Origin of the sequence: Edaphobacter aggregans DSM 19364, assembly GCF_000745965.1 — a bacterium.
Classification (GTDB): Bacteria; Acidobacteriota; Terriglobia; order Terriglobales; family Acidobacteriaceae; genus Edaphobacter; species Edaphobacter aggregans.
On the sequence record NZ_JQKI01000067.1, the window covers coordinates 1 to 23,017 of the forward strand.

General features: G+C 63.4%; 20 protein-coding genes. 8 read left to right on the forward strand and 12 right to left on the reverse strand.

What is annotated here, in order from left to right; all coding sequences use genetic code 11:
• Nucleotides 1-240: 240 nt before the first annotated feature.
• Nucleotides 241-552 (reverse strand): hypothetical protein, encoded by a 312-nt coding sequence (locus Q363_RS20970; protein ID WP_035354440.1) that lies wholly within the window; start codon nt 550-552, stop codon nt 241-243.
• 21 nt (nt 553-573) lie between these two features.
• Nucleotides 574-4,092 carry a trifunctional glycoside hydrolase family 18/polysaccharide deacetylase/glycosyltransferase family 2 protein gene (locus Q363_RS20975; protein ID WP_035354442.1) on the reverse strand — a complete coding sequence of 1,173 codons (3,519 nt, stop codon included), beginning with the start codon at nt 4,090-4,092 and terminating at the stop codon, nt 574-576.
• 143 nt (nt 4,093-4,235) lie between these two features.
• Here Q363_RS20975 and Q363_RS20980 point away from each other — a divergent pair, with 143 nt between their 5' ends.
• Nucleotides 4,236-5,648: a glycosyltransferase family 39 protein gene (locus tag Q363_RS20980; protein ID WP_051979093.1), complete on the forward strand. Its 1,413-nt coding sequence runs from the start codon at nt 4,236-4,238 to the stop codon at nt 5,646-5,648.
• Here the strand turns inward: Q363_RS20980 and Q363_RS20985 are convergent.
• The 6 genes from Q363_RS20985 to Q363_RS21010 all read right to left on the reverse strand — a co-directional run bounded on the left by Q363_RS20985 (nt 5,611) and on the right by Q363_RS21010 (nt 13,409).
• The gene (locus tag Q363_RS20985) at nt 5,611-6,027 is read right to left on the reverse strand and encodes a hypothetical protein (RefSeq protein WP_051979094.1); all 417 of its coding nucleotides are present in this window, start codon (nt 6,025-6,027) and stop codon (nt 5,611-5,613) included. The two genes, Q363_RS20980 and Q363_RS20985, sit on opposite strands and share 38 nt — an antisense overlap.
• 135 nt (nt 6,028-6,162) lie before the next feature.
• Complete coding sequence (locus Q363_RS20990) at nt 6,163-9,231, reverse strand: sensor histidine kinase (protein WP_157467268.1); 3,069 nt, start codon at nt 9,229-9,231, stop codon at nt 6,163-6,165.
• A complete protein-coding gene (locus tag Q363_RS20995; protein ID WP_051979096.1) occupies nt 9,206-10,249 on the reverse strand; it encodes a LamG domain-containing protein in 1,044 nt (347 codons plus the stop codon). Before Q363_RS20995 ends, Q363_RS20990 begins: the two co-directional genes overlap by 26 nt.
• Before the next feature lie 89 nt (nt 10,250-10,338).
• Nucleotides 10,339-11,007 carry an alpha/beta hydrolase gene (locus Q363_RS21000; protein ID WP_035354444.1) on the reverse strand — a complete coding sequence of 223 codons (669 nt, stop codon included), beginning with the start codon at nt 11,005-11,007 and terminating at the stop codon, nt 10,339-10,341.
• Nucleotides 11,007-11,957, reverse strand: a complete 951-nt coding sequence (locus Q363_RS21005) for a ring-cleaving dioxygenase (RefSeq protein WP_035354446.1) — start codon at nt 11,955-11,957, stop codon at nt 11,007-11,009. Before Q363_RS21005 ends, Q363_RS21000 begins: the two co-directional genes overlap by 1 nt.
• Before the next feature lie 69 nt (nt 11,958-12,026).
• Nucleotides 12,027-13,409, reverse strand: coding sequence for an FAD-containing oxidoreductase (locus Q363_RS21010; RefSeq protein ID WP_035354448.1), 1,383 nt, complete (start codon nt 13,407-13,409; stop codon nt 12,027-12,029).
• 175 nt (nt 13,410-13,584) lie between these two features.
• On the opposite strand from Q363_RS21010, the gene Q363_RS21015 reads away from it, so the two are divergent.
• From Q363_RS21015 to Q363_RS46615, 3 genes are all read left to right on the forward strand, one after another.
• On the forward strand, nt 13,585-14,304 hold the full coding sequence (locus tag Q363_RS21015; protein ID WP_035354449.1) for an SDR family NAD(P)-dependent oxidoreductase: 720 nt from the start codon (nt 13,585-13,587) through the stop codon (nt 14,302-14,304).
• 222 nt (nt 14,305-14,526) lie between these two features.
• Nucleotides 14,527-15,018 (forward strand): alpha/beta fold hydrolase, encoded by a 492-nt coding sequence (locus Q363_RS46610; protein WP_425387735.1) that lies wholly within the window; start codon nt 14,527-14,529, stop codon nt 15,016-15,018.
• Nucleotides 15,015-15,281 (forward strand): alpha/beta fold hydrolase, encoded by a 267-nt coding sequence (locus tag Q363_RS46615; RefSeq protein ID WP_425387736.1) that lies wholly within the window; start codon nt 15,015-15,017, stop codon nt 15,279-15,281. Before Q363_RS46610 ends, Q363_RS46615 begins: the two co-directional genes overlap by 4 nt.
• 49 nt (nt 15,282-15,330) lie before the next feature.
• Here the strand turns inward: Q363_RS46615 and Q363_RS21025 are convergent, their stop codons facing one another.
• Both Q363_RS21025 and Q363_RS21030 read right to left on the reverse strand, forming a co-directional pair.
• Nucleotides 15,331-17,031 (reverse strand): hypothetical protein, encoded by a 1,701-nt coding sequence (locus tag Q363_RS21025; RefSeq protein ID WP_035354450.1) that lies wholly within the window; start codon nt 17,029-17,031, stop codon nt 15,331-15,333.
• A 467-nt stretch (nt 17,032-17,498) separates the two neighbouring features.
• On the reverse strand, nt 17,499-17,783 hold the full coding sequence (locus Q363_RS21030) for a DUF202 domain-containing protein (RefSeq protein ID WP_035354452.1): 285 nt from the start codon (nt 17,781-17,783) through the stop codon (nt 17,499-17,501).
• A 283-nt stretch (nt 17,784-18,066) separates the two neighbouring features.
• Between Q363_RS21030 and Q363_RS21035 the strand changes: the two genes are divergently transcribed.
• The 4 genes from Q363_RS21035 to Q363_RS21050 all read left to right on the forward strand — a co-directional run bounded on the left by Q363_RS21035 (nt 18,067) and on the right by Q363_RS21050 (nt 21,952).
• A complete protein-coding gene (locus Q363_RS21035; protein WP_245632372.1) occupies nt 18,067-18,765 on the forward strand; it encodes a lipid-binding SYLF domain-containing protein in 699 nt (232 codons plus the stop codon).
• A gap of 372 nt (nt 18,766-19,137) precedes the next feature.
• Nucleotides 19,138-19,836 (forward strand): lipid-binding SYLF domain-containing protein, encoded by a 699-nt coding sequence (locus Q363_RS21040; RefSeq protein WP_245632373.1) that lies wholly within the window; start codon nt 19,138-19,140, stop codon nt 19,834-19,836.
• A gap of 197 nt (nt 19,837-20,033) precedes the next feature.
• Nucleotides 20,034-21,563: an aldehyde dehydrogenase gene (gene adh, locus Q363_RS21045; protein ID WP_211256275.1), complete on the forward strand. Its 1,530-nt coding sequence runs from the start codon at nt 20,034-20,036 to the stop codon at nt 21,561-21,563.
• Nucleotides 21,564-21,565: 2 nt separating this feature from the next.
• A complete protein-coding gene (locus Q363_RS21050) occupies nt 21,566-21,952 on the forward strand; it encodes a DUF779 domain-containing protein (RefSeq protein ID WP_035354454.1) in 387 nt (128 codons plus the stop codon).
• Between the two features lie 17 nt (nt 21,953-21,969).
• On the opposite strand, the gene Q363_RS21055 is transcribed toward Q363_RS21050, so the two are convergent.
• Together Q363_RS21055 and Q363_RS21060 are read right to left on the reverse strand one after the other, a co-directional pair.
• Complete coding sequence (locus Q363_RS21055) at nt 21,970-22,215, reverse strand: anti-sigma factor family protein (protein WP_035354456.1); 246 nt, start codon at nt 22,213-22,215, stop codon at nt 21,970-21,972.
• A complete protein-coding gene (locus Q363_RS21060) occupies nt 22,212-22,835 on the reverse strand; it encodes an RNA polymerase sigma factor (RefSeq protein WP_035354458.1) in 624 nt (207 codons plus the stop codon). The genes Q363_RS21055 and Q363_RS21060 overlap by 4 nt, the downstream gene beginning before the upstream one ends.
• Nucleotides 22,836-23,017: the final 182 nt, after the last annotated feature.

Below are 23,017 nucleotides of genomic sequence, written 5' to 3' on the forward strand. Positions count from 1 at the left end.
TCGAACCTGCGGTCAGAGGTGGGCCACCAGCCCACGAACGAGACCCTTGGTGATGACTGACATCTTACTTCCCACGTCTCAGAAGCGAGACGTGGAGCACCCGGGCGCTTTCGCGCGATTGTCCCACCTTAGCGACGATAAAGCCGTCGCGAAGATGGGGCACCCGATTGTGGTGGTGTGCTTAGATGTGGGCCACCCGTCCCACTCGACTATTTCAGATGTGGGCCACCAGTCTTCCGTCTACTTCCTGAGCGCGTTTCGGATGAACAAACCTCCTACTCCGAAGAGTATGGCTGCAAACGTACCCATGAACCAGTTTCCTTGTTCGACAGCCATAGAAGTGAACACTAACGCCACCATCAGATACGCAAACGCCAAGACCACCACTCCAATCCGCTGAACCATTGGAGCATCACGCGCCCCCTTCCACAGGAGTTCGTCAACGGAACGGCCACCTCGGAGAACATCAGGCCAAATCGTATTTCTCTGGCTCGCTTTGACCGATTCTATGTATGAGTCAAGTTCTTTCTTGCTGCCTTTATTTTTATTCATCACGTGTTCCCGACATTCCGCTTATCTGTGTTCCGCAATTGCCTCGGCCTGTTTGGACATCTTGGCGGTGCGTTCGAGTTTGTCCCAGTTGAAGGGTTTGCCGTCGATGGCTCGCTTGATGGTCTTGAAGAGGACGATGGAGAAGACCTGGCGGTAGGTGAAGCGCTGGATCCAGATGTGGCCGAGGAGCCAGGCGTCGCCTTTGCTGGCGGGGTGTTTGCGCTCGAGCGCGAAGGCGAGGGCCGAGGTGAGGAAGTCGATGATGAGGAAGGCGGCGAAGAAGAGGAGCAGCTTGTGGAAGCTGTCGGCTGAGGCGGACTCGGGGTGGAAGTGTTTGTCGATGAAGTAGTGGAGGACGCTCGCGAAGAACATCAGGTCGATGAGCGGGGAGAGGAGCGGCAGCAGGATCTGGAAGATGAGGATGTTGGGCAGGGCGAAGAGGCCCATGGCGCGGTGCTTCCGGACGGCTCCGCGATGTTTGAAGATGGCCTGCAGGATTCCGAAGGACCAGCGGAAGCGCTGGCGCATGAGGCCGTCCATGTTGACGGGGGCCTCGGTGAAGGCGAGGGCCTGGTCCTCGTAGATGACGGAGTAGCCCTGCTCGAGGATGTTCATGGTGAGGTCGGCGTCCTCGGCGACGGTGTCGGGGTGGTAGCCGCCGCCGGCGTGGACGGCTGAGGTGCGCCAGGCTCCGATGGCTCCGGGGACGACCATGACGACGTCGAAGAGGTCGAGTGCCCGGCGCTCGAAGTTCTGGCTGGTGATGTACTCGAGGGCCTGCCAGCGGGTCCAGAGGTTGACGCGGTTGCCGACCTTGGCGTTTCCGGCGACGGCTCCGATCTTCGGGTTGGCGAAGTGGGGGACGAGGCGGGAGATGGCGTCGTGCGCGATGACTCCGTCGGCGTCGATGCCGATGTAGATCTCCTCGTCGGTCTGGCTGAGGGCGAAGTTGAGGGCCTCGGCCTTGCCGCCGTTGGGTTTGGAGAGGAGCGTGAGGCGGCTGGAGGCGATCTCGGCGGGGTAGGTGTCGCGGACGACGCGCGAGGTGTTGTCGGTGGAGCCGTCGTCGATGACGATGATGCGGAGGTTCTTGTAGTTCGACATCATCACGGAGCGGATGGTGCGGGCGATGACCTTCTCCTCGTTATAGGCGGGGATGAGGACGGCGACGCGCGGGTTGTAGTCGGCGGGGGCGAAGTTTTTGCGCGTGCGCAGGCGGTCGATGATGGCGAAGATACCGATGAGGAGGAGGCGGCCGCTCATCAGGATGTCGCCGATGAAGAAGAGGCTGACGACGAAGTTGTTGAAGAAGCCGAAGAGGAAGAAGGCGACGGAGTCGGCGCGCGCCTGCCAGCGCTGCTTGGGGGTGAGAGGAGGCATGACCTCGGCGCGGGTCTTGCCGACGAGTTCGCAGACGGGGACGATCTCGTAGCCGTGGCTGCGGAGGTTTTGGATGAGGACGGGAAGGGCGGCGATGGTGGCGGAGCGGTCGCCTCCGCCGTCGTGGAGGAGGATGATGGAGCCGCGGGTCCACGGCTTCTTGTCCATCTGGCCGATCTGGGCGAAGACGCCGTCGGCGATCTCCTGCGGGGTCTTGCGGGGGTTCTCGTCCCAGTCGTTGGTGTCGATCTTGTTCCCGATGATGACGTAGCCGAGGCCCTGGATGCGGTCGATGGGGGCGGCCTGGTCGTTGGTGTCGGGCTCCTGGTCGATGGAGTAGGGCGGGCGGAAGTAGAGGGGCTGGACGCCGAGCTTGGCGGCGAAGAGGCGCTCGGTGAGGTTGAGCTGGAGGTCGAGCTGGCCGGTGGAGATCTCGGAGACGTCGGGGTGGGTGAAGGTGTGGTTGCCGATCTCGTGGCCTTCACGGTAGGCGCGCTGCATCACGCCGACGTACTTCTCGGCCTCCTCGCCGATCATGAAGAAGGTACCCTTGACGTTGTACTTTTTGAGGATGTCGAGGATCTTCGGGGTCCAGTCGGCGTCGGGGCCGTCGTCGAAGGAGAGCGCGACCTTTTTGGGCTGGTAGCCATACTGGGTGACGGTGTAGGAGAGAGGGAAGGACTCCATGGACTCCTGCAGGACCATGCGGTAGTGCGGAGGGACGGACTTGTCGTCGTCCATGGTGAGGTCGCGCGAGCCGGCCTGGGGCTTGCGGGTGATGCGGAGGATGTCGCCCTCGCCCTCGGTATCGACGTCGTAGCCGGGCTCGACGTGGGCGAGGTCTCGGGCGGGGTCGGCGCGCAGGGGAGTGTCCCAGATCTTCCACAGGGAGTTGTCCTCCTGGCCGAGACGCCAGAGGGCGTAGGTCTGGATGCCGAGCTCGCGGGCGGCGCGCATCTGGTTGAGGACGGTGACGGCGTCGAGGAACCAGACGTAGTGACGGACGTGCGCGTCCACGTCGTCGTAGGCGAAGTGGACGTTGAGGGAGTCGTCGTCGAGGTCGATCTGCGAGCCGGAGTCGTAGGCCTCCTGCCAGGCCTCCTGGGTGGAGAGCGGAATGGAGGAGAGGACCTTTTGCGGCGGCGGCTTGTGGCCCTTCTTCGCGGGCGGAGGAAGCGCGGTGGTCCAGTCGTAGCCGTAGCTTCCGATGGCGCAGATGACCTTCTCTTTGGGGACGACCTTGAGGACGGCCTTGAGGTTGTCGACGAACCAGTCCTGCGAGGCGATGGGGCCGGGACCGGAGTCGGTCTCGTGCTCGTCGTAGTTCATCAGCAGCAGACCGTCGGAGTGGTCGGCGTAGGACTTCAGGTCCCACTCGCTGTCGCCCACGGGCACATTGACGTAGAGGCGCAGGCCGCGGGGGTGGAAGTCGTTGTAGAGGGCGGCGACGAGGGCCTGGTAGCCGGGCTGCGCACTGGCGGGGATGGCTTCGATGTCGAGCGAGAGGCCGCGGTAGCTGGGGTTGGCGGCGAGGAAGCGGTCAACCTGCTGGAGGAAGTTGGCGCGGGCGGCGTCGTTCGAGAGGAAGTCAGCGATCTGGGGGAGGAAGAGGCCCTTGACGGGGTCGTAGTTGTTGACCAGGGGGAAGACGTCGAGGTTGACGTGATTGGCGGCGATGGTGGCGGCGATCTTGCCGTCGCGGTCGACGGGGTGGGCTCCATCGTCGTCGACGACGCGGTAGGGGCGGTTGTCGATGGTGTAGCCGGTGAGGTTGCCCTCGGGGGAGACGACGTGGAGCCACTCGGGGAAGAGGAGGTCGATCTGCGAGATGTGCTGCCGGAAGGAGGAGTAGCTGGCGGGATCGTCCTCGACGTAGTAGGCGGCGCGCAGGCCCTCGCCGGAGTTCAGGGGGACGTCGGAGGGGTTGATGTCGGTCTTGCGGTGTGCGGAGCGGTGGAGCTTCAGGTTCTTCTGCTGGGCCAGAGTGCGGTAGTTGCGCTTCTGCGAGGCGAGCATGAGCTCGGGCAGGGGCCGCATGCGGATGAGGCCGATGAGGAAGATGGTTCCGATGACGAGGCCGCAGAGGGCGAGGATGTCAAAGACGACCCTTAGTCGCTTCCAACGCTTCCGTTGTGGGTCGTAGAAGATGGGTTTGCTCATCGGAGAAGAGACGCATCGGCTGGCGCAAGAAGTGACACACCGCGGGCTAGGACCAATGCTCTAGAACTCATCCTATGCAGGTGTGTGGGGCGAGTCAACGAAGACACTGGCGAAGGGCATCGCCCCAAGTATGATGCATTTGCATGCAATGGGAAGGACGGAAGGCGGGAGTGCGGATTGCGGCGGCGCTTGCGGCGGGGCTGGCGCTGCGGCTGTTCTTCGTGGTGCACGCTCCGCGCATCGCCGGGGACACGCTGGTCTACGGCGACATTGCGAAGAACTGGATGCAGCATGGGGTGTACGGCTTTGCGCAGACTCCGCACGGGCCGGCGCCGACGTTGATCCGGCTGCCGGGATATCCTCTGTTTCTTGCGCTGTGGTTTGCGGTCTTCGGGGCGGACCACTACACGGCGGTGATGGTCGTGCAATGTGTGGTCGACCTGGCGACGTGTCTGCTGGTCGCGGACCTTGCGCGGAGATTGTTTGGCAGGCGTGCGGGGCTGGCGGTGTTGTGGCTGGCGGCGCTGTGTCCGTTTACGGCGAACTACGTTGCGGCCCCGCTGACCGAGACGCTGAGCCTGCTGTGCATCGCGGTGGCGTTCTACGGGATGGAGCGCTGGAGAGCAGCGGGGCTGGGTTGGAACGGCTGGCTGTGGGGGATCGCCGGGGCGCTGGCGTATGCCGTGTTGCTGCGGCCGGAGCAGGGACTGCTGGCGGCTGCGGTGATTCCGGCGATGCTGTGGATGGTGTGGCGCGATCGGCGCGAGGTGTTGCGGGCGGGCGTACCGGTGCTGGTGGCGGCGGTGTGCGTGGTTCTTCCGCTGGTGCCGTGGACGGTGCGGAACTGGAGGACGTTTCACGTCTTCGAGCCGCTGGCTCCGCGGTATGCGACCGATCCGGCGGAGGAGGTTCCACTCGGATTTCAGCGCTGGTTTCGCAGCTGGGGGATCGAGTTTGCCTCGACCGAGGAGGTGTACTGGAACTGGGACTCGGCGCCAATCGATATCGCCGATGTTCCGACGCGCGCCTTCGACACGGAGGAGCAGTACGGCCGGGCGGCGGCGCTGCTGAGTGAGTACAACAAGGACACGAAGGCGACTCCGGTGCTTGATGCTGGCTTTGAGTCGCTTGCACGGGAGCGGATCGCCAACGACCCGATGCGGTACTACGTTGCTCTGCCGGCGGCGAGGCTGCTGGACATGGCTCTGCGTCCGCGGACCGAGATGATGGAGATCGACCTGGAGTGGTGGAGGTGGAGCAGGCATCCGGGGCAGACGGCCTTTGCCGGCGCGTACGCACTGGTGAATCTTGCGTACCTGGTGCTGGGCGGGCTTGGGATGTGGCGATGGAGGCGCAGCGGATGGGACGCTCCGCTGGCGTGGTCGATGATCGCGTTCGTCGTGCTGCGCTGCGCGATGCTGCTGACGCTGGATAACGCAGAGCCGAGGTATACGCTGGAGTTCTTTCCGGTGCTGCTGGTGTGGTCGGGTGCGGTCTTTGTTTGCAGGGGCTCGGGTGTCAGCGGGGTGGCCAGGTCGGGTCGCTGTCGGGGATGATGATCTCGCGGCGGCCGAAGAGGCGGGAGTCGAGTGAGATGGCTCCTGGACCGAGCAGTGCGATGGAGAGAGCGACGACGATGGTCTGGGCCAGCGCGGCGTCGGAGGGGTGGCAGGAAACCGACGAGGGCGCGAAGGCGAATCCGAGATTGCAGGCGATGACGACGGTGCTCGCCAGAGGAGTGAGGAGGCCGGCGAAGAGGAGAACGCCGGCGAGCATGCCGAGGAGGGAGAAGGCCCAGCTCGGCGACGTGGAGCCGCCGTTGGACGAGAGACAGGTCACGGACTGATAGAGAACTGCGGAGCCTGCGGCAGATCGCAGCAGCAGCAGTCCCAGTCCGGGCCATCCGTTCGGGAACGTGGAGAACAGGCGCTGCATAATGTGTCCTCCCTCAGGCGTCCACCGGAGTGTGCCTGAGGAAAACATTAGTGAAAATAGCGTTAAAGCGAGTCACGGAAAGTTGGAATCTTTGGGTACCTCGTTGGAGGTAGGGAGGTTTTTCAACCGCGTAGCTTAGTGCGCCGTGCGCTGACGGAGGCGGTTCCAGAGGTGGCTGAGCCGGAGGCGGAGACTGCTGCCGGGGTTCTGGTAGGCGACGTGGCCGGGGACGGTGAGCTCGACCTCGGTGCCGGCCTCGGCGCGGCTGAAGACCTTGAGGGTGGCTTCGATGTGGCTGGCGCGCTCGCGCATTCCGATGAGGCCCCAGTGGCCCTCGCGGCCGGAGCGGAGGACCTCGGGGTCGATGCCGATGCCATCGTCGCGGACGAGCAGGTGGAGATGGCCGGGAGTGTACTCGATCTCGGCCTCGATGGCGGTGGCACGGGCGTGGAGGAAGGCGTTGACGATGGCCTCGCGGCCGATGCGGCTGGCCTCGTCGCGAATGACGGGGTGGAGCGAGCGCGAGTGTCCCTGGACGATGACGCGGAAGGCGGCAGGGTTGGGGGAGAGGTCGTTGGGGACGCGGGAGAGCGCCTGTTCGAGGGTGAGGGAGCTGCTCTCGGAGCGCAGGCCGCGCAGGGTGTTGCGGCCCTCCTGGTTGACATGCTGCATCAGCTTGAGGACGCGGTCGAGCGAGGCGCGCGCGGGGGAGTCAGGTGGGAGCTGCTCGGCGGCGACGTGGAGCTGCATGGAGGCGCTGAGGAAGCCCTGCAGCAGCGTGTCGTGCAGCTCCTGGGCGATGCGTGTGCGCTCGGCGAGGCGCTCCTCGAAGCGCAGCTTGAGCCGCTCGGCTATTTGGAGCATGCGCCAGCGGAAGATGAGGATGGTGAGGATGCCGAGGGCAGCGACGAGCGAGAGCTGGAACCACCAGGTCTGCCAGAGGGCTGGCGCGATGTGGAAGCTGTAGGTGGCCTCCTGTTGGCCCCACTGGCCGTCGCTGTTGGAGGAGAGGACTCGGAAGCGGTAATTGCCGGGAGCGAGGTTGGTGTAGACGGCCTGGCGGTGGGAGACGGGCTTGCTCCAGTCGCGATCGAAGCTGTCGAGGCGATAGCGGTAGCGGATGCGTCCGGGCACGCCGAGCGAGAGGCCGGCGTAGTCGAAGATGAGGCGCTGGGTGGAGGCGGGAAGGCGCGCGGAGGAGTCGAGTGGGACTGGGTTGCTGTCGGCGGTGATGGATTCGATGTGGGTGAGGGCGGGAGCGGAGGCTGCGAAGGCGCGCGCGGGGTCGATGGAGGCCAGGCCCTGGTTGAGTGAGAACCAGATGCGGCCGCGGGCGTCGGCGATGACGGAGCGGTCGCGACGGACGGTCTCGGTGCCGGGCAGGCCGTCGGCTGAGCTGTACTCGCGGAGATGGAGCGGGGACGGGGGAGCGGCGAGGAGCGCTGCCGTGTCGACGCTGAGGAGGCGCGTGGAGGTGGCGATCCAGAGCGAGCCGTGCTGATCCTCCGCGATGCCGAAGATGGGGTCGCGCAGCCCGGCGGGGAGATTCGCTATGGGCTGGATGCGGCCGGAGCGAAGAACGGCGAGGCCGGAGGAGGTGCCGATCCAGAGCACGCCGGAGGAGCCGGCGAGCAGGGAGATGATGTCGCTGGAGGGCAGGCCGTCGGCGCCGGTGAAGGTGCGCCACTGCGGGGCGCCGGAGGCTGAGCCTGCGTGCGTGAGACGGGCGAGTCCCTGCGGAGTTCCGAACCAGGTGGCGTCTGCGGTGTTCTCGATGGCGGTGACGGAGTTGGAGGGGAAGCCGTTGGCGGTGGTGAAGGTGGTGAACCTGCCATAGCGCAGCAGGCTGAAGCCGCCGTTGAGCGTGGCGGCCCACACGGAGCCGTCGGAGTTGCGGCGGACGGCGTAGATTCTGCTCTGGGGCAGGCCGTCGAGGTGGGTATAGGTGCGCGCTCCGGTGACAGAGCCGTTCTCGAGGCTCAGGTGGGTGAGACCGTCGCGCTGGCGACCGAGCCACAGGTCGTTGGGGCCGCCGTCGATGGAGTAGACGACATCGCGGTCGAGCCCGGCGGCGGTGATGCGCGTGACCTTGCCGCGGAGCATCGAGTAGAGGCCGCCGGTCGAAGGAGCGATCCAGGCGCGACCATCCGGGGCGACATAGATGGGGCCGCCGCCGGGGGAGGGATCGCTGGTTCCGAGGCTGTAGGCGACGAAGGCGCTATCGCGGAGCAACTGGATGCCCTGTGGCGAGCCGACCCAGAGGCTGCCCTCGCGGTCCTCGAAGATGGCGGTGACGGAGGCGGTGAGGGGATCGCGTGAAGCGACGCCCCCGGGATCGAGACGGAAGAGGCCGCGCGGCGTGCCGATCCACAGGTTGTCGTCGCGGTCGCGGAGGAGCGCTAGGATCTGGACCTTCTCCAGGTCGGCAGGGATTCCATCGGTGGTCGTCTTGGAGCCGTTCCAGAGCGCGAGGCCGTTGTCGGTGCCGATCCAAAGGCGGCCGTTTCCGGCGGGGACGATCGCGTTGACCTTCTTGTCGGGGAGGGTGCCCGGGGCGGGAACGATGCCGTGTTCGTCGAGCCAATAAAGGCCCTCATCGCGGGTGCCGATCCAGACGCGTCCGTCGGGCGTCTCGGCGATGGAGATGGCCAGCGAGGTCGAGGGAGCGGCGCGCAGGAGCTGGTGGAGCTGTCCGCTTCTGAAGCGCAGCTTGCCGTGAATGAGGGCTGAGATGAGCAGATCGCCGTTCTGAGCGCGATTCATGGCGATGACGCCGGACTCCTTCTCGTCGCGCGTGGCGAAGTAGTCCTCGAACTGGCCGTTGCGATAGCGCAGAAGCTCTGGGCGCTCCTGCCGCACCCAGAGCGAGCCCTCGTTGTCGGTTTGGAGATCGAGCACGTGCAGCGAGGAGGAGATGGAGGAGTCGAGCTGGCGTGCGTCGACGAAGGTGAGCCCGTCGAAGCGGAAGAGGCCGCGGTCGGTGCCGATCCAGAGATAGCCGTCGGGGGTCTGGGCGACTCCGTTGACCTGGCCGCCGGGGAAGCCGTTGAGCATGTTCCAGGTGGTGCGGGGGTACTGCGAGAGAGACCGGCCGGGATCGAGCGCGCGAGCGGTTGCAGTCAGGACACAAGACAGTGCGAGTGCGATTGCAAGTCGCGAGGCGAGGCAAAAGCGGCGATCAGGGCAGGTACTGGAACTTCTCAAGGACGATCTCTGCCTCGTGCTGAAGAGGAACCTTGGAGTAGTGGAATCCGCAGAGGTGCATGCGGACGCGTTCGTTGCCGGGCGTGGGCACGCCGGAGGTGAAGAGGTGGCTGGCGATCGTGCGGGCCTCGCGCGCGACCCTGCCGACGGAGACGGCCTGAAAGAAGAGCTTGCCGGGCTCCCAGCGGAAGGAGGCGGTGATGGGCCCGGCAGGCGCCTCGAAGCGCGAGACGTTGGCGGGAACGTAGTAGGGCTGGACGACGAACTGTCCGTTCTTGCTGGCGGGGTCGCCCCAGCGGCTGAACTCGATGGTCACCTCGCGACGCGATGGCTCGCCGGCGGCGGACTCGTCCCAGGTGAAGAGGCTCAGGGCGAGGGCCGGCTCCATGGGCGATACATCCTGAAGGGTAAACTGATAGGTTCCGTAGCCGAAGCTGCGGGTCTGGATGACCTCTGAGCAGAGCCACTGCTTCGGAGTTCCGGAGACGCGCAGATGAAGGAAGCCGTTCTGGTCGGTCCAGGCGTTTGCCGGATCGTAGGTGTTGGGCGAGCCATTGCGATCGCCTGCGATGCGGCGGGCTTCCCAGTCGTAGCCGCTAAAGTGGACGGTGCGGGCTTCGAGCGGCGGTAGGGGCTGGCTCGTGGCCGTTGCTACGGCGATGACGGAGCCGCCGGGTGAGGGAAGGGAATCCAGAGTGGTGGCGGGATGGTACTCGGGGCCGACCAGAAGCGCAGCGTACTCGGTGCCGAGATGAGTGGAGTTCTGCCAGGAGCCGTCGGGTTCGACAGGGGTGAATGGCTGATCGGTGAGCGGCTGCACCCACCATGATCCGGCGTGGGCGTAGAGGACGATCCTCTGACCGGGAAGCACACCGTGTACGCGCCCCCGGACGTAAGCGACCCGGTCGGGTCCGCCGGGAGACGTGGGAGGGATCTGGGTGAATTCGATGACAGCCTTGTCGCCCCGGGAGTTCGATCTGCAGCCTGCGGCTGCAAGGGTGAGACTTGCCAACAGCAAGATGGCTTCCCTTGTATGGCAACGGTGTCTCATATTGTTCTGATTGTAGAAGAGAGGAGAAGCGGGTCGCAGAGAAGCATGGTGACGGCTCAGGATGAGGGAAAGGCGTCGTGCATCAGGCGGCGGGCGAAGTCGAGCTCCTCCGGGCTGATGGTGTGGGGGCGGCCGGGATAGCGGCGCACGGTGACCGAGGCTCCCATGGCGGTGAAGATAGCCGCAGACTGCTGAACGCGCTCGAAGGGAACGTGGGGATCGGGGTCGCCGGAGCCGAAGAAGGCGGGTGTTCCGGCGAGCGAGCCGGCGTGGGTGAGGTCCATGCCGGGCGGGCCGATGAGGCCGCCGGTGAGGGCGATCAATCCGGCGTAGCGGCGAGGATGCGAGGCGACGAATTCACTGGCGAGGCAGGCGCCCTGCGAGAAGCCGCCGAGGAGGATGCGTGCGGCGGCGATTCCTGCGGCGATGGCCTCCTCCACGGTGGCCTCGACCTTGCGCAGCGCGGAGTCGAGCCAGGGCTGGTTCTGCGCGATGGGCGCGAGGAAGGAGTTCGGGTACCAGGTATGGCCTGCCGCCTGAGGAGCGAGGTACGTGAGCCTCGGGCGATAGAGCGGCTGCGCGAGCGAGAGGATGTCCTCGGCGGAGCCGCCACGGCCGTGCAGCAGGATGACTACGCCTTCGGCGCTGCTGAGCGGCGCGCCGAAGTGGCGGACAGGCTGGTCGCGGTGCGGGTCGGTCGCGATGCTTCCGGTTGCAGCGGTCATTATGCGAGCACCTTGGCCTTGTGCAGCTCGATGCGAGGAAGGCGCTGCTCGATGACGGTGCGTTGCTGCTCGAGCCACGGTGGAATGCGCAGGGCCTCGCCGAGCGACTCGATGGGCTCGTCGAGCGCGAAGCCCGGAGGATCGGTGGCGAGCTCGAAGAGGACGCCGCCGGGCTCGCGGAAGTAGATGGAGTGGAAGTAGGTGCGATCGAGTACGGGGGTGACGTGGAGGTGCTTGTCGAGGATCTCGCGCCACTCGAGCTGCGAGGCGTCGTCGGCGGCCCGGAAGGCGATGTGATGGACGGTTCCTGCGCCCATGCGTCCGTGACGGCCCTCGGGGTTCAACAGAAGGTCGATGTGGTTGCCGAGCGCCGTGCCTTCGGCGGAGAAGCGCAGTCGGTTGCCCTCTTCGGCGCGTTTCGTGAAGCCCATGGTGTTGAGGATGGCTTCGGTCTCCTCGGATTTTTTGAGGAAGAGCGTGACGCCGAAGAAGCCTCGCAGCGCGTGCTCGGGAGGAACGGGGGAGAAGCGCGCCGGGTTTGCGGGCGCGGCGCCGGCGTGGCCGACGATCTCGATCTTCATGCCGTCGGGATCGGGGAAGGTGAGTACGGTCTCTTCAAAGCGAGTGCTGCGCTCGACGGGAAGATTGAAGCCGAGCAGGCGCTGCTCCCAAAAGTCGATGGAGGAGAGCGGAGCGCTGAAGGCAGTGAGGGTGACCTCGCCGACACCGGGGGTCCCGCGCATGGCGTTCGGCCACGGAAAGAAGGTGAGGATGGTGCCGGGAGTTCCTGCGTCGTCGCCGAAGTAGAAGTGATAGCTGCCGGGGTCGTCGAAGTTGACGGTGCGCTTGACGAGGCGCAGGCCGAGGACCTCGGTGTAGAAGTCGAGGTTGGTCTGCGGGTCTGAGGCGATGGCGGTGACGTGGTGGAGTCCAACGATGGGTTTTGGCATAACAGCCCTTTCCTGGGGAAGGCTCTATGAAGATTATCTCTTACACCCATTGCGCAGCATTCAGAATAGCTAAGAGAGCGGCTTCATGTCTTCAAAGACAGTCGGGATGAGTTCAGAGACGGTGGGGTGGATGTGCATGGCGTGCGTGATGGTTGTGTAGGGAGCGCGGGCGTACATCGTGTCGAGGATGCAGTGAATGGCCTCGTCGCCGCTGGTTCCGAGAATGGAGGCGCCGAGGATCTGCTTCGTTTCGGCGTTGACCAGCACCTTCATGAATCCGTCGGTCTCGCCCTTTTCGGTTGCCCGGGCGACCTTGGTCATGGGGCGTGTTCCGATGAGCGCCGGTTTACCGGACGCGCGAACCTCGCGCTCGTTGAGGCCGACGCGTGCCAGCGGTGGATCCATGTAGAGCGCGTAGCAGGGGATGCGGTCGGTGACGCGGCGGGTCTCGTAGTCGAGCAGGTTGGCGGCGACGATCTCGAAGTCGTTGTAGGCGGTGTGGGTGAAGGCCCCCTTGCCGTTGCAGTCGCCCAATGCCCAGATGCCGGGCGCGGTGGTGCGGAGCTGGTCGTCGACCTGAATGTAACCGTGCTTGTCGATGGCGACGCAGGCCTTGTCGAGGCCGAGATCGTCGGTGTTGGGGCGGCGGCCGACGGCGAGCAGCACGTGCGATCCGAGCGAGGGCGAGGCGTCGTGAGCGCAGTTGACGTGCACGACGATCTTCTGACCTTTCTTAGCAAGCGTGATGCACTCGGCGTTGAGGCGGATGCGAATGCCTTCCTTCTCGAGGATCTCCTTCACCGATGCGGAGACATCTTCGTCTTCACGCTGCACCAGTCGCGGGCCCATCTCGACGATGGTGACCTCGCTGCCGAAGCGCCGGAAGGCCTGCGCGAACTCGATGCCGACGTAGCTTCCACCGACGACGATGAGGTGGCGCGGAAGCTCGTCGAGATCGAGCAGCGAGACGTTCGTCAGAAAAGGGACCTCGTGAACGCCGGGCATCTCCGGCACTTTGGCGCGGCCGCCGACGTTGAGGAAGATCTCAGGCGCGGTGATGAGGTCTTCACCGATGCGCATCTCGGTGGGCGACTCAAAGCGCGCGTGGCCGGTGAAGACGGCACAGTTCTCCATGCCGCGCAGCCAGGTCTCGATGTTGTTGCGTGACTTCATCAGGACGGCGTCCTTGCGCGCCTTCAGGGCCTTCATGTCGGCGGTGACGGGGCCGGCGACGTTGATCCCGTAGGCCTGCGCGGTGCGCGCCTTGTGCGCGACGTAGGCGCTGGCGACGAGCGTCTTGGTGGGCGTGCAGCCGGTGTTGACGCAGGTTCCGCCGAAGAGCTTGCGCTCGACGATGGCGACCTTGCGCCCCGCGGCGGCGAGTCGTCCGGCGAGTGATGGCCCGGCCTGGCCGGCCCCCACGACAATGGCATCGAAGCATGTCGGCGTCATAGATGGGAGACTATCAGCAGTCCACCGAAACCAGGTAGACCGCTTGATGCTAGAGAGCGGATGGCGAGGATAACAAACTCTGTCGGTAGGGAAATTAAATACCTCTTTCGAGTAGCGTGGCAGGAATGGTTGCGGCTAGCCTTGAAGGTTGAGAGAGTTTTGATGGAGGCAGCAGATGCAGATCAGCTTCAAGGACAAGGTCGTGCTGGTGGCCGGGGGAACGGGTGGCCTGGGGCATGCGGTGAGCCTGGCGTTTTTGAGCGAAGGCGCTAAGGTTATCGTGACCTACCGGAACGAGAAGGGACTTGCTTCACTGAAGAGCGCGGCAGGAGCGCAGGCCTCGGCGATCGACGCAGTCGAGACGGACGTGACTGAGGAGGCCGGCGGCACAAGGCTGATCGAAGGCATCCTGGCGAAGCATGGCCGGCTGGATGTGCTGGTGAACACAGTGGGCGGCTACGCAGGCGGCGTGAACCTGTGTGAGACGGATGCGAAGACCTTCGACCGCATGCTGGATCTGAACCTTCGCTCGGGATTCGTGCTGGCACGCGCGGCGGTGCCGGCGATGCTGAAGCAGGGAAGCGGCGCGGTGGTGAACGTCGCGGCGAAGGCCGCGGTGGATCATGGCGCGGGAGCCTCGGCCTATGCGGCGTCGAAGGCGGCGGCGGTGGCGATGATGGACTCCCTCGCCGCCGATGTGAAGGGAACTGGCGTGCGTGTGAACTCCGTGCTGCCCAGCATCATTGACACACCAGTGAATCGCCAGGCGATGCCGGACGCGAACTTCGCCGTGTGGCCCAAGCCGGAGGAGATCGCGCGCGTGATCCTCTTTCTCGCGAGCGACGCGGCGCAGGTCATTAACGGCGCTCAAATCCCTGTCTACGGCAAGAGCTGATTTCGCTTGCTGAGGCTTTCTCGAAAGTGGTATCCGCAGAAAAGCCTTCCAGTAATGCGCACGGCTGCGGCACAGGGCTATGATCGGCGGTGGCTGTGACCTGCTTGTGCAGAATGACTGCCCGGCAATCTTTCGACATCGAGATCAACCAACAATTTCAGGAGAATAACGAAAGACGGCGTCGAGATCTTCTACAAGGACTGGGGTTCAGGCCAGCCGATTGTGTTCAGCCATGGATGGCCGCTGTCGTCCGATGATTGGGACAATCAGATGCTCTTCTTCCTCAAGCAGGGCTATCGTGTGATCGCCCACGACCGCCGCGGCCATGGACGCTCCAGCCAGACCGCCGACGGCCACGATATGGACCACTACGCCGATGACCTGGCAGCGCTGACGGCTCATCTCGACCTGAAGAACGCGATCCACGTCGGCCACTCGACCGGCGGCGGCGAGGTGGCCCACTATCTGGCGCGGCATGGAGAGAGCCGAGTCTCGAAGGCAGCGCTGATCAGTGCGGTGCCGCCGCTGATGGTGAAGACCGAGGCCAACCCGCTCGGCCTGCCCAAGTCGGTGTTCGATGATCTGCAGGCACAACTCGCCGCCAATCGTTCGGAGTTCTACCGCAACCTCGCATCGGGACCCTTCTATGGCTTCAACCGTCCGGGCGTGAAGTCCTCGGAGGCCGTCATCCAGAACTGTGGCGCCAGGGCATGACGGGCGGCGCGAAGGCGCACTACGATGGCATCGTCGCCTTCTCCCAGACGGACTTCACGGAAGATCTCAAGAAGATCACTGTTCCTGTGCTGGTGATGCATAGCGAAGACGACCAGATCGTCCCCTACGTCGCCGCCGGGCCGCACTCCGCGAAGCTGTTGAAGAACGGGACCCTGATCACCTACAAGGACTTCCCACACGGCATGCCCACGGCGCAGGCGGAGACGATCAACGCCGACCTGCTGACCTTCCTCAAACAGTAAAGCGCCAGCGGAGGCGGGTGCGGGCGTCTTGCCTGGCCCGTCTCTCTGCCTAGAAGTGAAAGACCGGCCCGCCCTGCCAGACCCACGTGGTGTGGTTGGTGAAGTTCTCCTTCGACAGGAAGGAGATGTAGGGTGGCGTGCCTATGCCATCGGGATCCCGAACGGGTGTGCGATAGCGAACGATGGTGGCTCCGAATGATGAGCGCACGGCGAACTTGCGATTGATCTTGTAGTCGTTCGCCAGCATCAGAGAGGCCGCCGTGTGCGTGATGCTGAACGCCGTAGGCCCCTGATAGCTGTCTTTGAGCGTATTGACGTGCGCGGGAATGTGTACCTGATCGACGACGAACCCCGGGCGGATCGCGAGCGAGAAGGTATTGTGCGGGCGATCGCGCACCAGTCGCACTCCAAAGCCTGCGATCACCGTCTTGCCCATCGCATCCGGTGCGCCCGAGGCCTCGCTCATCGCGAGCTTCTTCGGTGTCATCAGGCCGTCCTGCTTGTCCAGCGAGACGCTCGCGCTGATCCAGCGGGTGATGGCGTAGTCGACTTCGAAGCCTGCGCCGTGGTTGGCGATGCAGATCCCGCACGGCGAGTTCAGCGAACCCAGCGGCATGGCGCGATAGTGCGCAGCGAATGAAAGTCTCCGCAGCGGCGCCGGTATCTCGTCGTCGCCGGGCAGCATGTGAACTCCAAAGCCGCTGCGTCGCTGTGGCGCGAGGTCGTACTTTTCCGGCAGGCCATGCTGAAAGTCGCGGTACCACGGCGTCTTGAAGCGCAACGCATTGGCGAACGTGCGGCTTGGATTGAGCGCGCCGCGCAGGATCAGGGGAAACGCCGCCGAGCGCCGATCGCCCTGGATGCGGCCGGTGATGTAGCGATCGATCGTATCCTCTGCCATCAGCCACAGCATGCCCACCGTCGGTGTGATGATGAAGTCCACCCAGCCTGTGTTGTTGGTGGACTTCATCGTTTTCGCATTCCAACGCGCGCAGGGCCGATGGCAGTTGATGGGATAGGTCCAGCCGCCCTCATTGCCGATGCCGGCCTCGCCGAAGGGACTGAGCTCGGACTGTACGCTGAAGGCCGTTGACCACAGGAAGCCCTTGAAGCGGCTCATCCAGTAGTCGTGCGTGGCGCTGATCTGCTGCTGGCGGCCGGTGGGATCATTCTGAATCTCGATGTATGCTGCGACCGCGCCCTGCATGGGATGGCCGACGTAATTCACCAGGAAGTTGTCGCCATCGTTCCAGCGACCCATGTTGAACTGCCGGAGCGAGGCGAAGTAGTCGTGCCAGAAAGGCTTGCGCGCGACCAGACGGCGGATTTGGTCATCGGAGGCCATGCGAACGCTGGCCTCGATGGCGCTGAAGAAGAGCGACTGCGCGATGAGGCCGCTCCAGTGATAGCGCTCATAGCGCCACGGCTCGTCGAGCGCCAGCGCCAGCTCCGCGGCATCGTTGCTGTTTGATTTGGACGCTGGAAGCCGAGTCCGCATGGCGTTCTGCATTGCGATCGCCGTCTCGGCATTGAAAACCAGCCTGGGTGGCTGATTCAAGAAGGCTTCTTCGCCCTCCTCCAGGCTCGTCGAACTCATCAGGCGCAGGTAGTCGAACGCGGGAGCGACTGCGGGTGACTTCTGAGGCGACTCGGGGAGTTTGGAATCTTGTTGCGCGATGGTAAGGGGATGAGCGTCCGCAGAGTCGGCGGACGAGATCAGAGCAAGCTCCTCGGGAGCGATAAGCTCCATGCTGGAAGACCTTCCTTGTGCACCGGCACTGACCGCCGGAAGGCACACGCACAGCAGGAGCCAGAAAGAAAGATCGATGCGTCTCGGGCTCGAGATGCGTAAAGAAAGATCCATAGCCATCTGCCGTGTCGCGTGGGTGGTGTGCAGTTTCGCGCCCGATAGTCGCTACGAATCGCGCAGGGGGGCTGAAGCACAAGGGTCCCGGGGGCCGCGCAGCAAGCGCCGCTGAAAAGGATATGAATCGTGCCAGAATTCCGCTTGCGATGGAGAAGAATACTGTAAGGTCCCGATGTACGTAACTTCGGATGCCCTATCCCATTGGATTGGTTGCTGCGGCGAGAGTCAGTGGCTGGCGAACATCCACAAGGCCCCAAGCGAGACCAGCGCAAGCAACAGGCCAATGGTGACGTTGAGCGGCCATCGCGCAACGGGAGGAACCTCCCCGCGGCTAAGGCGGCTAAGGTTTCTCAGATGCAACAGGACGACCATGAAGGTGGCGACGACACCGATGACAACAAGCGCCTCTCAAAAAAAATGGCTCTCTCGTGCAGAAGAACAGTGGCCGGCGTCTCGTTCTCCATGCGTCGTGTGCGAAAGAAGGCGATAATGCCGAGGCCGAAACTGTTCATGGTCAGGGTGGTACGAATCCATGCCAGCGTGGTGCGATCCAGCGCCTGGCTGGTGCGCAGCGCAGCCATCTGCGTGCGGCGCTGCGCCAGCAGAACGCGTGGATCGCCTTCAGGTTCGCTCATCGCGAGTCTCCTTCACCGGTGCCTGCCCATCAGGAAGATAGTGCAACGGATATTCCTTTTTTTACAAAATCCCCCGAAAGCCCACGAAACCCCTTTGTATCTTTCCGGCCCCTGTTGTTGTCAATCCAAGCAACTGTATTGACAAAAGATACGTCGTATCGGTGGCGGGCATCTCTAAGTACGCCCTCGATCGCGAGCTGTTCCGGTGATCTTTAGTCCTGCAATTGTCGGTGTTTATGGTCGCGTGGGCCCTCAACCAAGCGAAAGGTTAAGGAGAAGAGAGATGAAAGAGATGAAGAAGATTGCATGTTTGTCGCTGGGCCTGATGCTGGCGGTGCCGGCATTCGCTCAGGAAAAAGAGGAGGACCGCGTCAAAGAGTCCGGACTGGTTTTGAGGGATATTCTCGAATCCCCGGACAAGGGGATACCGCATGACCTGGTCCAAAAAGCGGAGTGCGTCGTCGTCTACCCGTCGGTCAAGAAGGGGGCCTTCATCGTAGGTGGAAGCTACGGCCGCGGCGTCATGACGTGCCGCACGGGAGAGAACTTCACCGGTCCGTGGAGCGCACCCACCATGATGGCTCTGGAAGGAATGAGCTTTGGCTTCCAGGCCGGCGGGCAGGCTACCGATTTCATTCTGCTCGTCATGAACGAGAAGGGCGCACGGTCGGTACTCTCCAGCAAGGTTAAGATCGGCGGCGACGCCTCTGCCGCGGCTGGCCCGGTCGGGCGTTCGGCAACCGCCGAGACTAATGCCGTGATGAAGGCCGAGATCCTCTCGTGGTCGCGTGCCTCGGGTCTGTTCGCCGGCGTCTCTCTCACGGGATCGACCATGCGCTCCGACGGTGACGCAAACAAGAACCTGTATGGCAAGGAACTCTCCGCCGAGGACATCGTTGTCAAGCACGAGGTTCCTGCTCCTCCCTCGGCATCCGTAATGCTTGCGGAACTGAACAAGATCTCGCCGACCCGCAAGCAATAATCGCGGCGGATTGAGATCGACGCGCGACCATCAGGCTCCGCGTTCGGGTGGCATCGCCCGAGTGCGGAGTCTCTTTGTCTGAAGTACAAAAGCGCTTCTCACAGCATTTAGCCGGCGACTTATGGCAGATGTGCCTGATTCGGATCTACAATTCCCCGATCCCCCGACGCGTGCGAGACTCCCCCGCATCTTTCCCGCGGCCCCAGTCGTTGTCAATCAAGCAACTGTATTGCCAAAGGCTACGTCGTATCCGTGCGGGTACGTTCCGGGCATAGCCTGGATCGCGAGCTGTTCCGAACCTAGTGCTGCAATTGCCGGTGTTTTTAGTCGCGTGAGCCGTCAATGACGCGAAGGAAGCTTAAGGAGAAAGAGATGAAAGAGATGAAAAAGATTGCATGTCTGGCGCTCGGCCTTACGCTGGCGGTGCCGGCATTCGCTCAGGAAAAAGAAGAGGACCGCGTGAAGGAGGCTGGGGAGGTCCTGAAGGAGGTTCTCCAGGCTCCGGACAAGGGAATACCGCATGACCTGCTCAACAAGGCGGAGTGCGTCGTCGTCTATCCGTCGGTCAAGAAGGCGGCCTTCGTCGTGGGCGGAAGCTATGGCCGCGGCGTCATGACGTGCCGCACGGGGGCAAGCTTCCGCGGTCCCTGGAGCGTACCGACGATGATGGCTCTGGAAGGAGGGAGCTTCGGTCTCCAGCTCGGGGCCGAGGCGACTGATTTCATTCTGCTCATCATGAATGAGAAGGGCGCGAAGTCCGTGCTGTCCAGCAAGGTCAAGCTCGGTGGCGATGCCTCTGCCGCAGCCGGCCCGGTCGGTCGCACTGCAACCGCCGAGACGGATATCGTGATGAAGGCAGAGATCCTCTCGTGGTCGCGCGCGAGGGGCCTCTTCGCCGGCGTCTCTCTCGAAGGATCGACCGTTCGCCCGGACAATGGAGCCAACAAGAACATCTACGGCAAGGAGATCTCCGCCGAGGACATCGTCTTCAAGCATGCGGTCAAGGCTCCCCCGTCGGCTTCCACGCTGCTTGCCGAGCTGCGCAGGGTCTCGCCGCACCACAAGGCCTAGTCGCGATCGTTTGCAATCCTGCGACACGGCCATCAGGCTCCGCATGCAGGGACATCGACCCAGCGCGGAGCCTCTTTTTTATCTCAAAAATGAAAGTGCTTCTTGCAGCATTTATTCGCTGCTTATGACAGACGTGCCTGATCGGGTCTACAATTCCCCGGCGCCGCGAACAGGCGGCAATGGAGGAATAGAACAACATGGCAACGATGACTGCGCTTCGGCCCGGAGCCTACGGGTTCCCTGTCTCAATCAAACCACGGTATGACAACTTCATTGGCGGCGAGTGGGTGGCTCCCGCGTCAGGGCAATACTTCGAAAACGTAACTCCTGTCACCGGCCAGGTGCTGTGCGAGATTCCGCGCTCGAACGCCGCCGACATCGACCGCGCACTTGATGCCGCGCACGCAGCCAAGACCGCGTGGGGCAAGACCTCAACCACCGAGCGCGGCCGCATGCTCGAGAAGATCGCGCAGCGCATGGAAGACAACCTCGAGATGCTCGCCACCATCGAGACCTGGGACAACGGCAAGCCCATCCGCGAGACCATGGCCTGCGATCTTCCGCTCGCCATCGATCACTTCCGCTACTTCGCTGGGTGTATCCGCGCGCAGGAAGGCTCCATCTGCGAGATTGACGAGTCGACCATCGCCTATCACTACCATGAGCCGCTCGGCGTCGTCGGCCAGATCATCCCGTGGAACTTCCCGATCCTGATGGCGACCTGGAAGCTCGCTGCCGCGCTCGCCGCCGGCAACGCGGTCGTGCTCAAGCCCGCCGAGCAGACGCCCCTCGGCATCCTCGTCCTCGCGGAACTCATCCAGGACATCCTTCCTCCCGGCGTGCTGAACATCGTCAACGGCTTCGGCCTTGAGGCAGGCAAGCCGCTCGCCTCCAGCCCGCGCATCGCCAAGATCGCCTTCACCGGCGAGACCACCACTGGCCGCCTCATCATGCAGTACGCCTCGCAGAACATCATCCCGGTCACGCTGGAACTGGGCGGCAAGTCTCCGAACATCTTCTTCGAAGACACCATCCGTGAGGACGACGACTTCTTCGATAAGACGCTCGAAGGCTTCGCCATGTTCGCGCTCAACCAGGGCGAGGTCTGCACCTGCCCGTCACGTGCGCTCGTCCAGGAGTCGATCTACGACCGCTTCATGGAGCGCGCCCTCAAGCGCGTCAAGGCAATCAAGCAGGGCAACCCGCTGGACAAGTCCACGATGATCGGCGCCCAGGCGTCCACCGAACAGATGGAGAAGATCCTCTCCTACATCGACATCGGCAAGCAGGAAGGCGCCGAGGTCCTCACCGGCGGCAAGCGCGCCTCGCTCGAGGGCGACCTCGCAGACGGCTTCTACATCGAGCCCACCGTCTTTAAAGGCCACAACAAGATGCGCATCTTCCAGGAGGAGATCTTTGGCCCCGTCGTCTCCGTCACGACCTTCAAGGACGACGACGAAGCGCTCGCCATCGCCAACGACACGCTGTACGGACTCGGCGCAGGCATCTGGACCCGCGATTTGAATCGCGCCTATCACTTCGGCCGCGGCATCCAGGCTGGCCGCGTCTGGACCAATTGCTACCACCTCTACCCGGCGCATGCGGCGTTCGGTGGCTACAAGCAGTCGGGCATCGGCCGCGAGAACCACAAGGCTATGCTCGACCACTACCAGCAGACGAAGAACCAACTCATCAGCTACAGCCCCAAGGCGATGGGCTTCTTCTAGACATGACCACTACGACCAACACTCCACTCCAGGTGATCGCGACTCCGGCCGCGATCGCCTTGATGGAGACGCTCAAATCCAAACACGGGGAGCTGATGTTCCACCAGTCAGGCGGCTGCTGCGACGGCAGCTCCCCCATGTGCTATCCGCGCGGCGAGTTTCTTACCGGCGATTCGGACGTGCTGCTCGGCACGCTCGAAGGCACGCCCTTCTACATCAGCCGTCCGCAGTTCGACTACTGGAAGCACACGCAGCTCGTCCTCGACGTCGTGCCGGGAAGGGGAGGGATGTTTTCGCTGGAGAATCCGGAGGGGGTGCGCTTTCTCATTCGCTCTCGCGTCTTTCGCGATGACGAGATCGAAGCGCTGCGTACTGCAGGAAAGATCTGAACCGAAACCCTGAAAACCTAAGCGCGTTTACGGGCACCCGCACACTTCGCCATGATGGCCGAGTGCAGCCGCTCGCGGAACTCGTCGGAGACATCGTACACCTCATTACCGCGATAGACCTCGATCGTCTGCCGAGTCGTGTTCACGACCACTTCGCAGTGGTGGCACTCCGCCATGTGGGTCCGCACCTCTTCAAGCAACGCAGGGGGAATCTGGCCGTCGAAGTAGTCCGTGAGCTGGCTAAGAAAATCGGTGCAGGTCATGCGGTTTGGCCCTCCTTCTTCCGGAAGTATCTGCTCAGACGTTCGCGCAATTGTAGCCTAGCGCGCAATAGCCGTGACTTAACTGCTGGGACACTCAAGCCGAGAGCCTCCGCAGTCTCTTCCGTAGAGAGGTTTTCAATATCGCGAAGCGTAAAGACGGTTCGGAACCCTGGAGGGAGCCCCTGGATGGTGCGGCGAAGAATATCGCCAAGCTCGTTCTGGTCAAAGATCTGCTCTGGATTCGGCCGCCACTCTGCGAAGTCCCGGGGAATCGATCCCTCTTCGGTCTGGACGTCCTCGTCCATAGAGACTGTCTTGCTTGTCTTTCGCTTGCGCAGCCGCATAAGGCTCTCGTTGACGGCGATGCGGACGAGCCAGGTCGAAAACTTGCTGTTTCCCTGGAACTGGTCCAGCTTCTCGTAAGCCTTGAGAAAGGCGTCCTGCGTGATGTCTTCGGCGTCTTCACGGTTTTGCGTTATATGCTGCGCTACCCGGAAGATCTGGCGTTCGTACTGCCGGACCAGCTGCTCGAAGGCTGCTGTATCCCCCTCCCGAGCTCGCGCGACCAGCGCTACATCGGGGTGGATCTCTTCCGTTCCTGGTGATTGGATGGCGGGCATCGGCAAAAGGGTGCGTGATTTGCGGCTGAGCTTTTAAGGCTCAACTTTTCGCTCACGGACACTTCTACCATAGTAAATCCCCGCATCCCTCCCGGCAAAGCCTCTCAAGCCCCGGCCGAGGCGTTCATCCCGCTCTCGCGTGAAGAATATCGCGAAGCTCGCTCGATGTATCTGCCCAGATT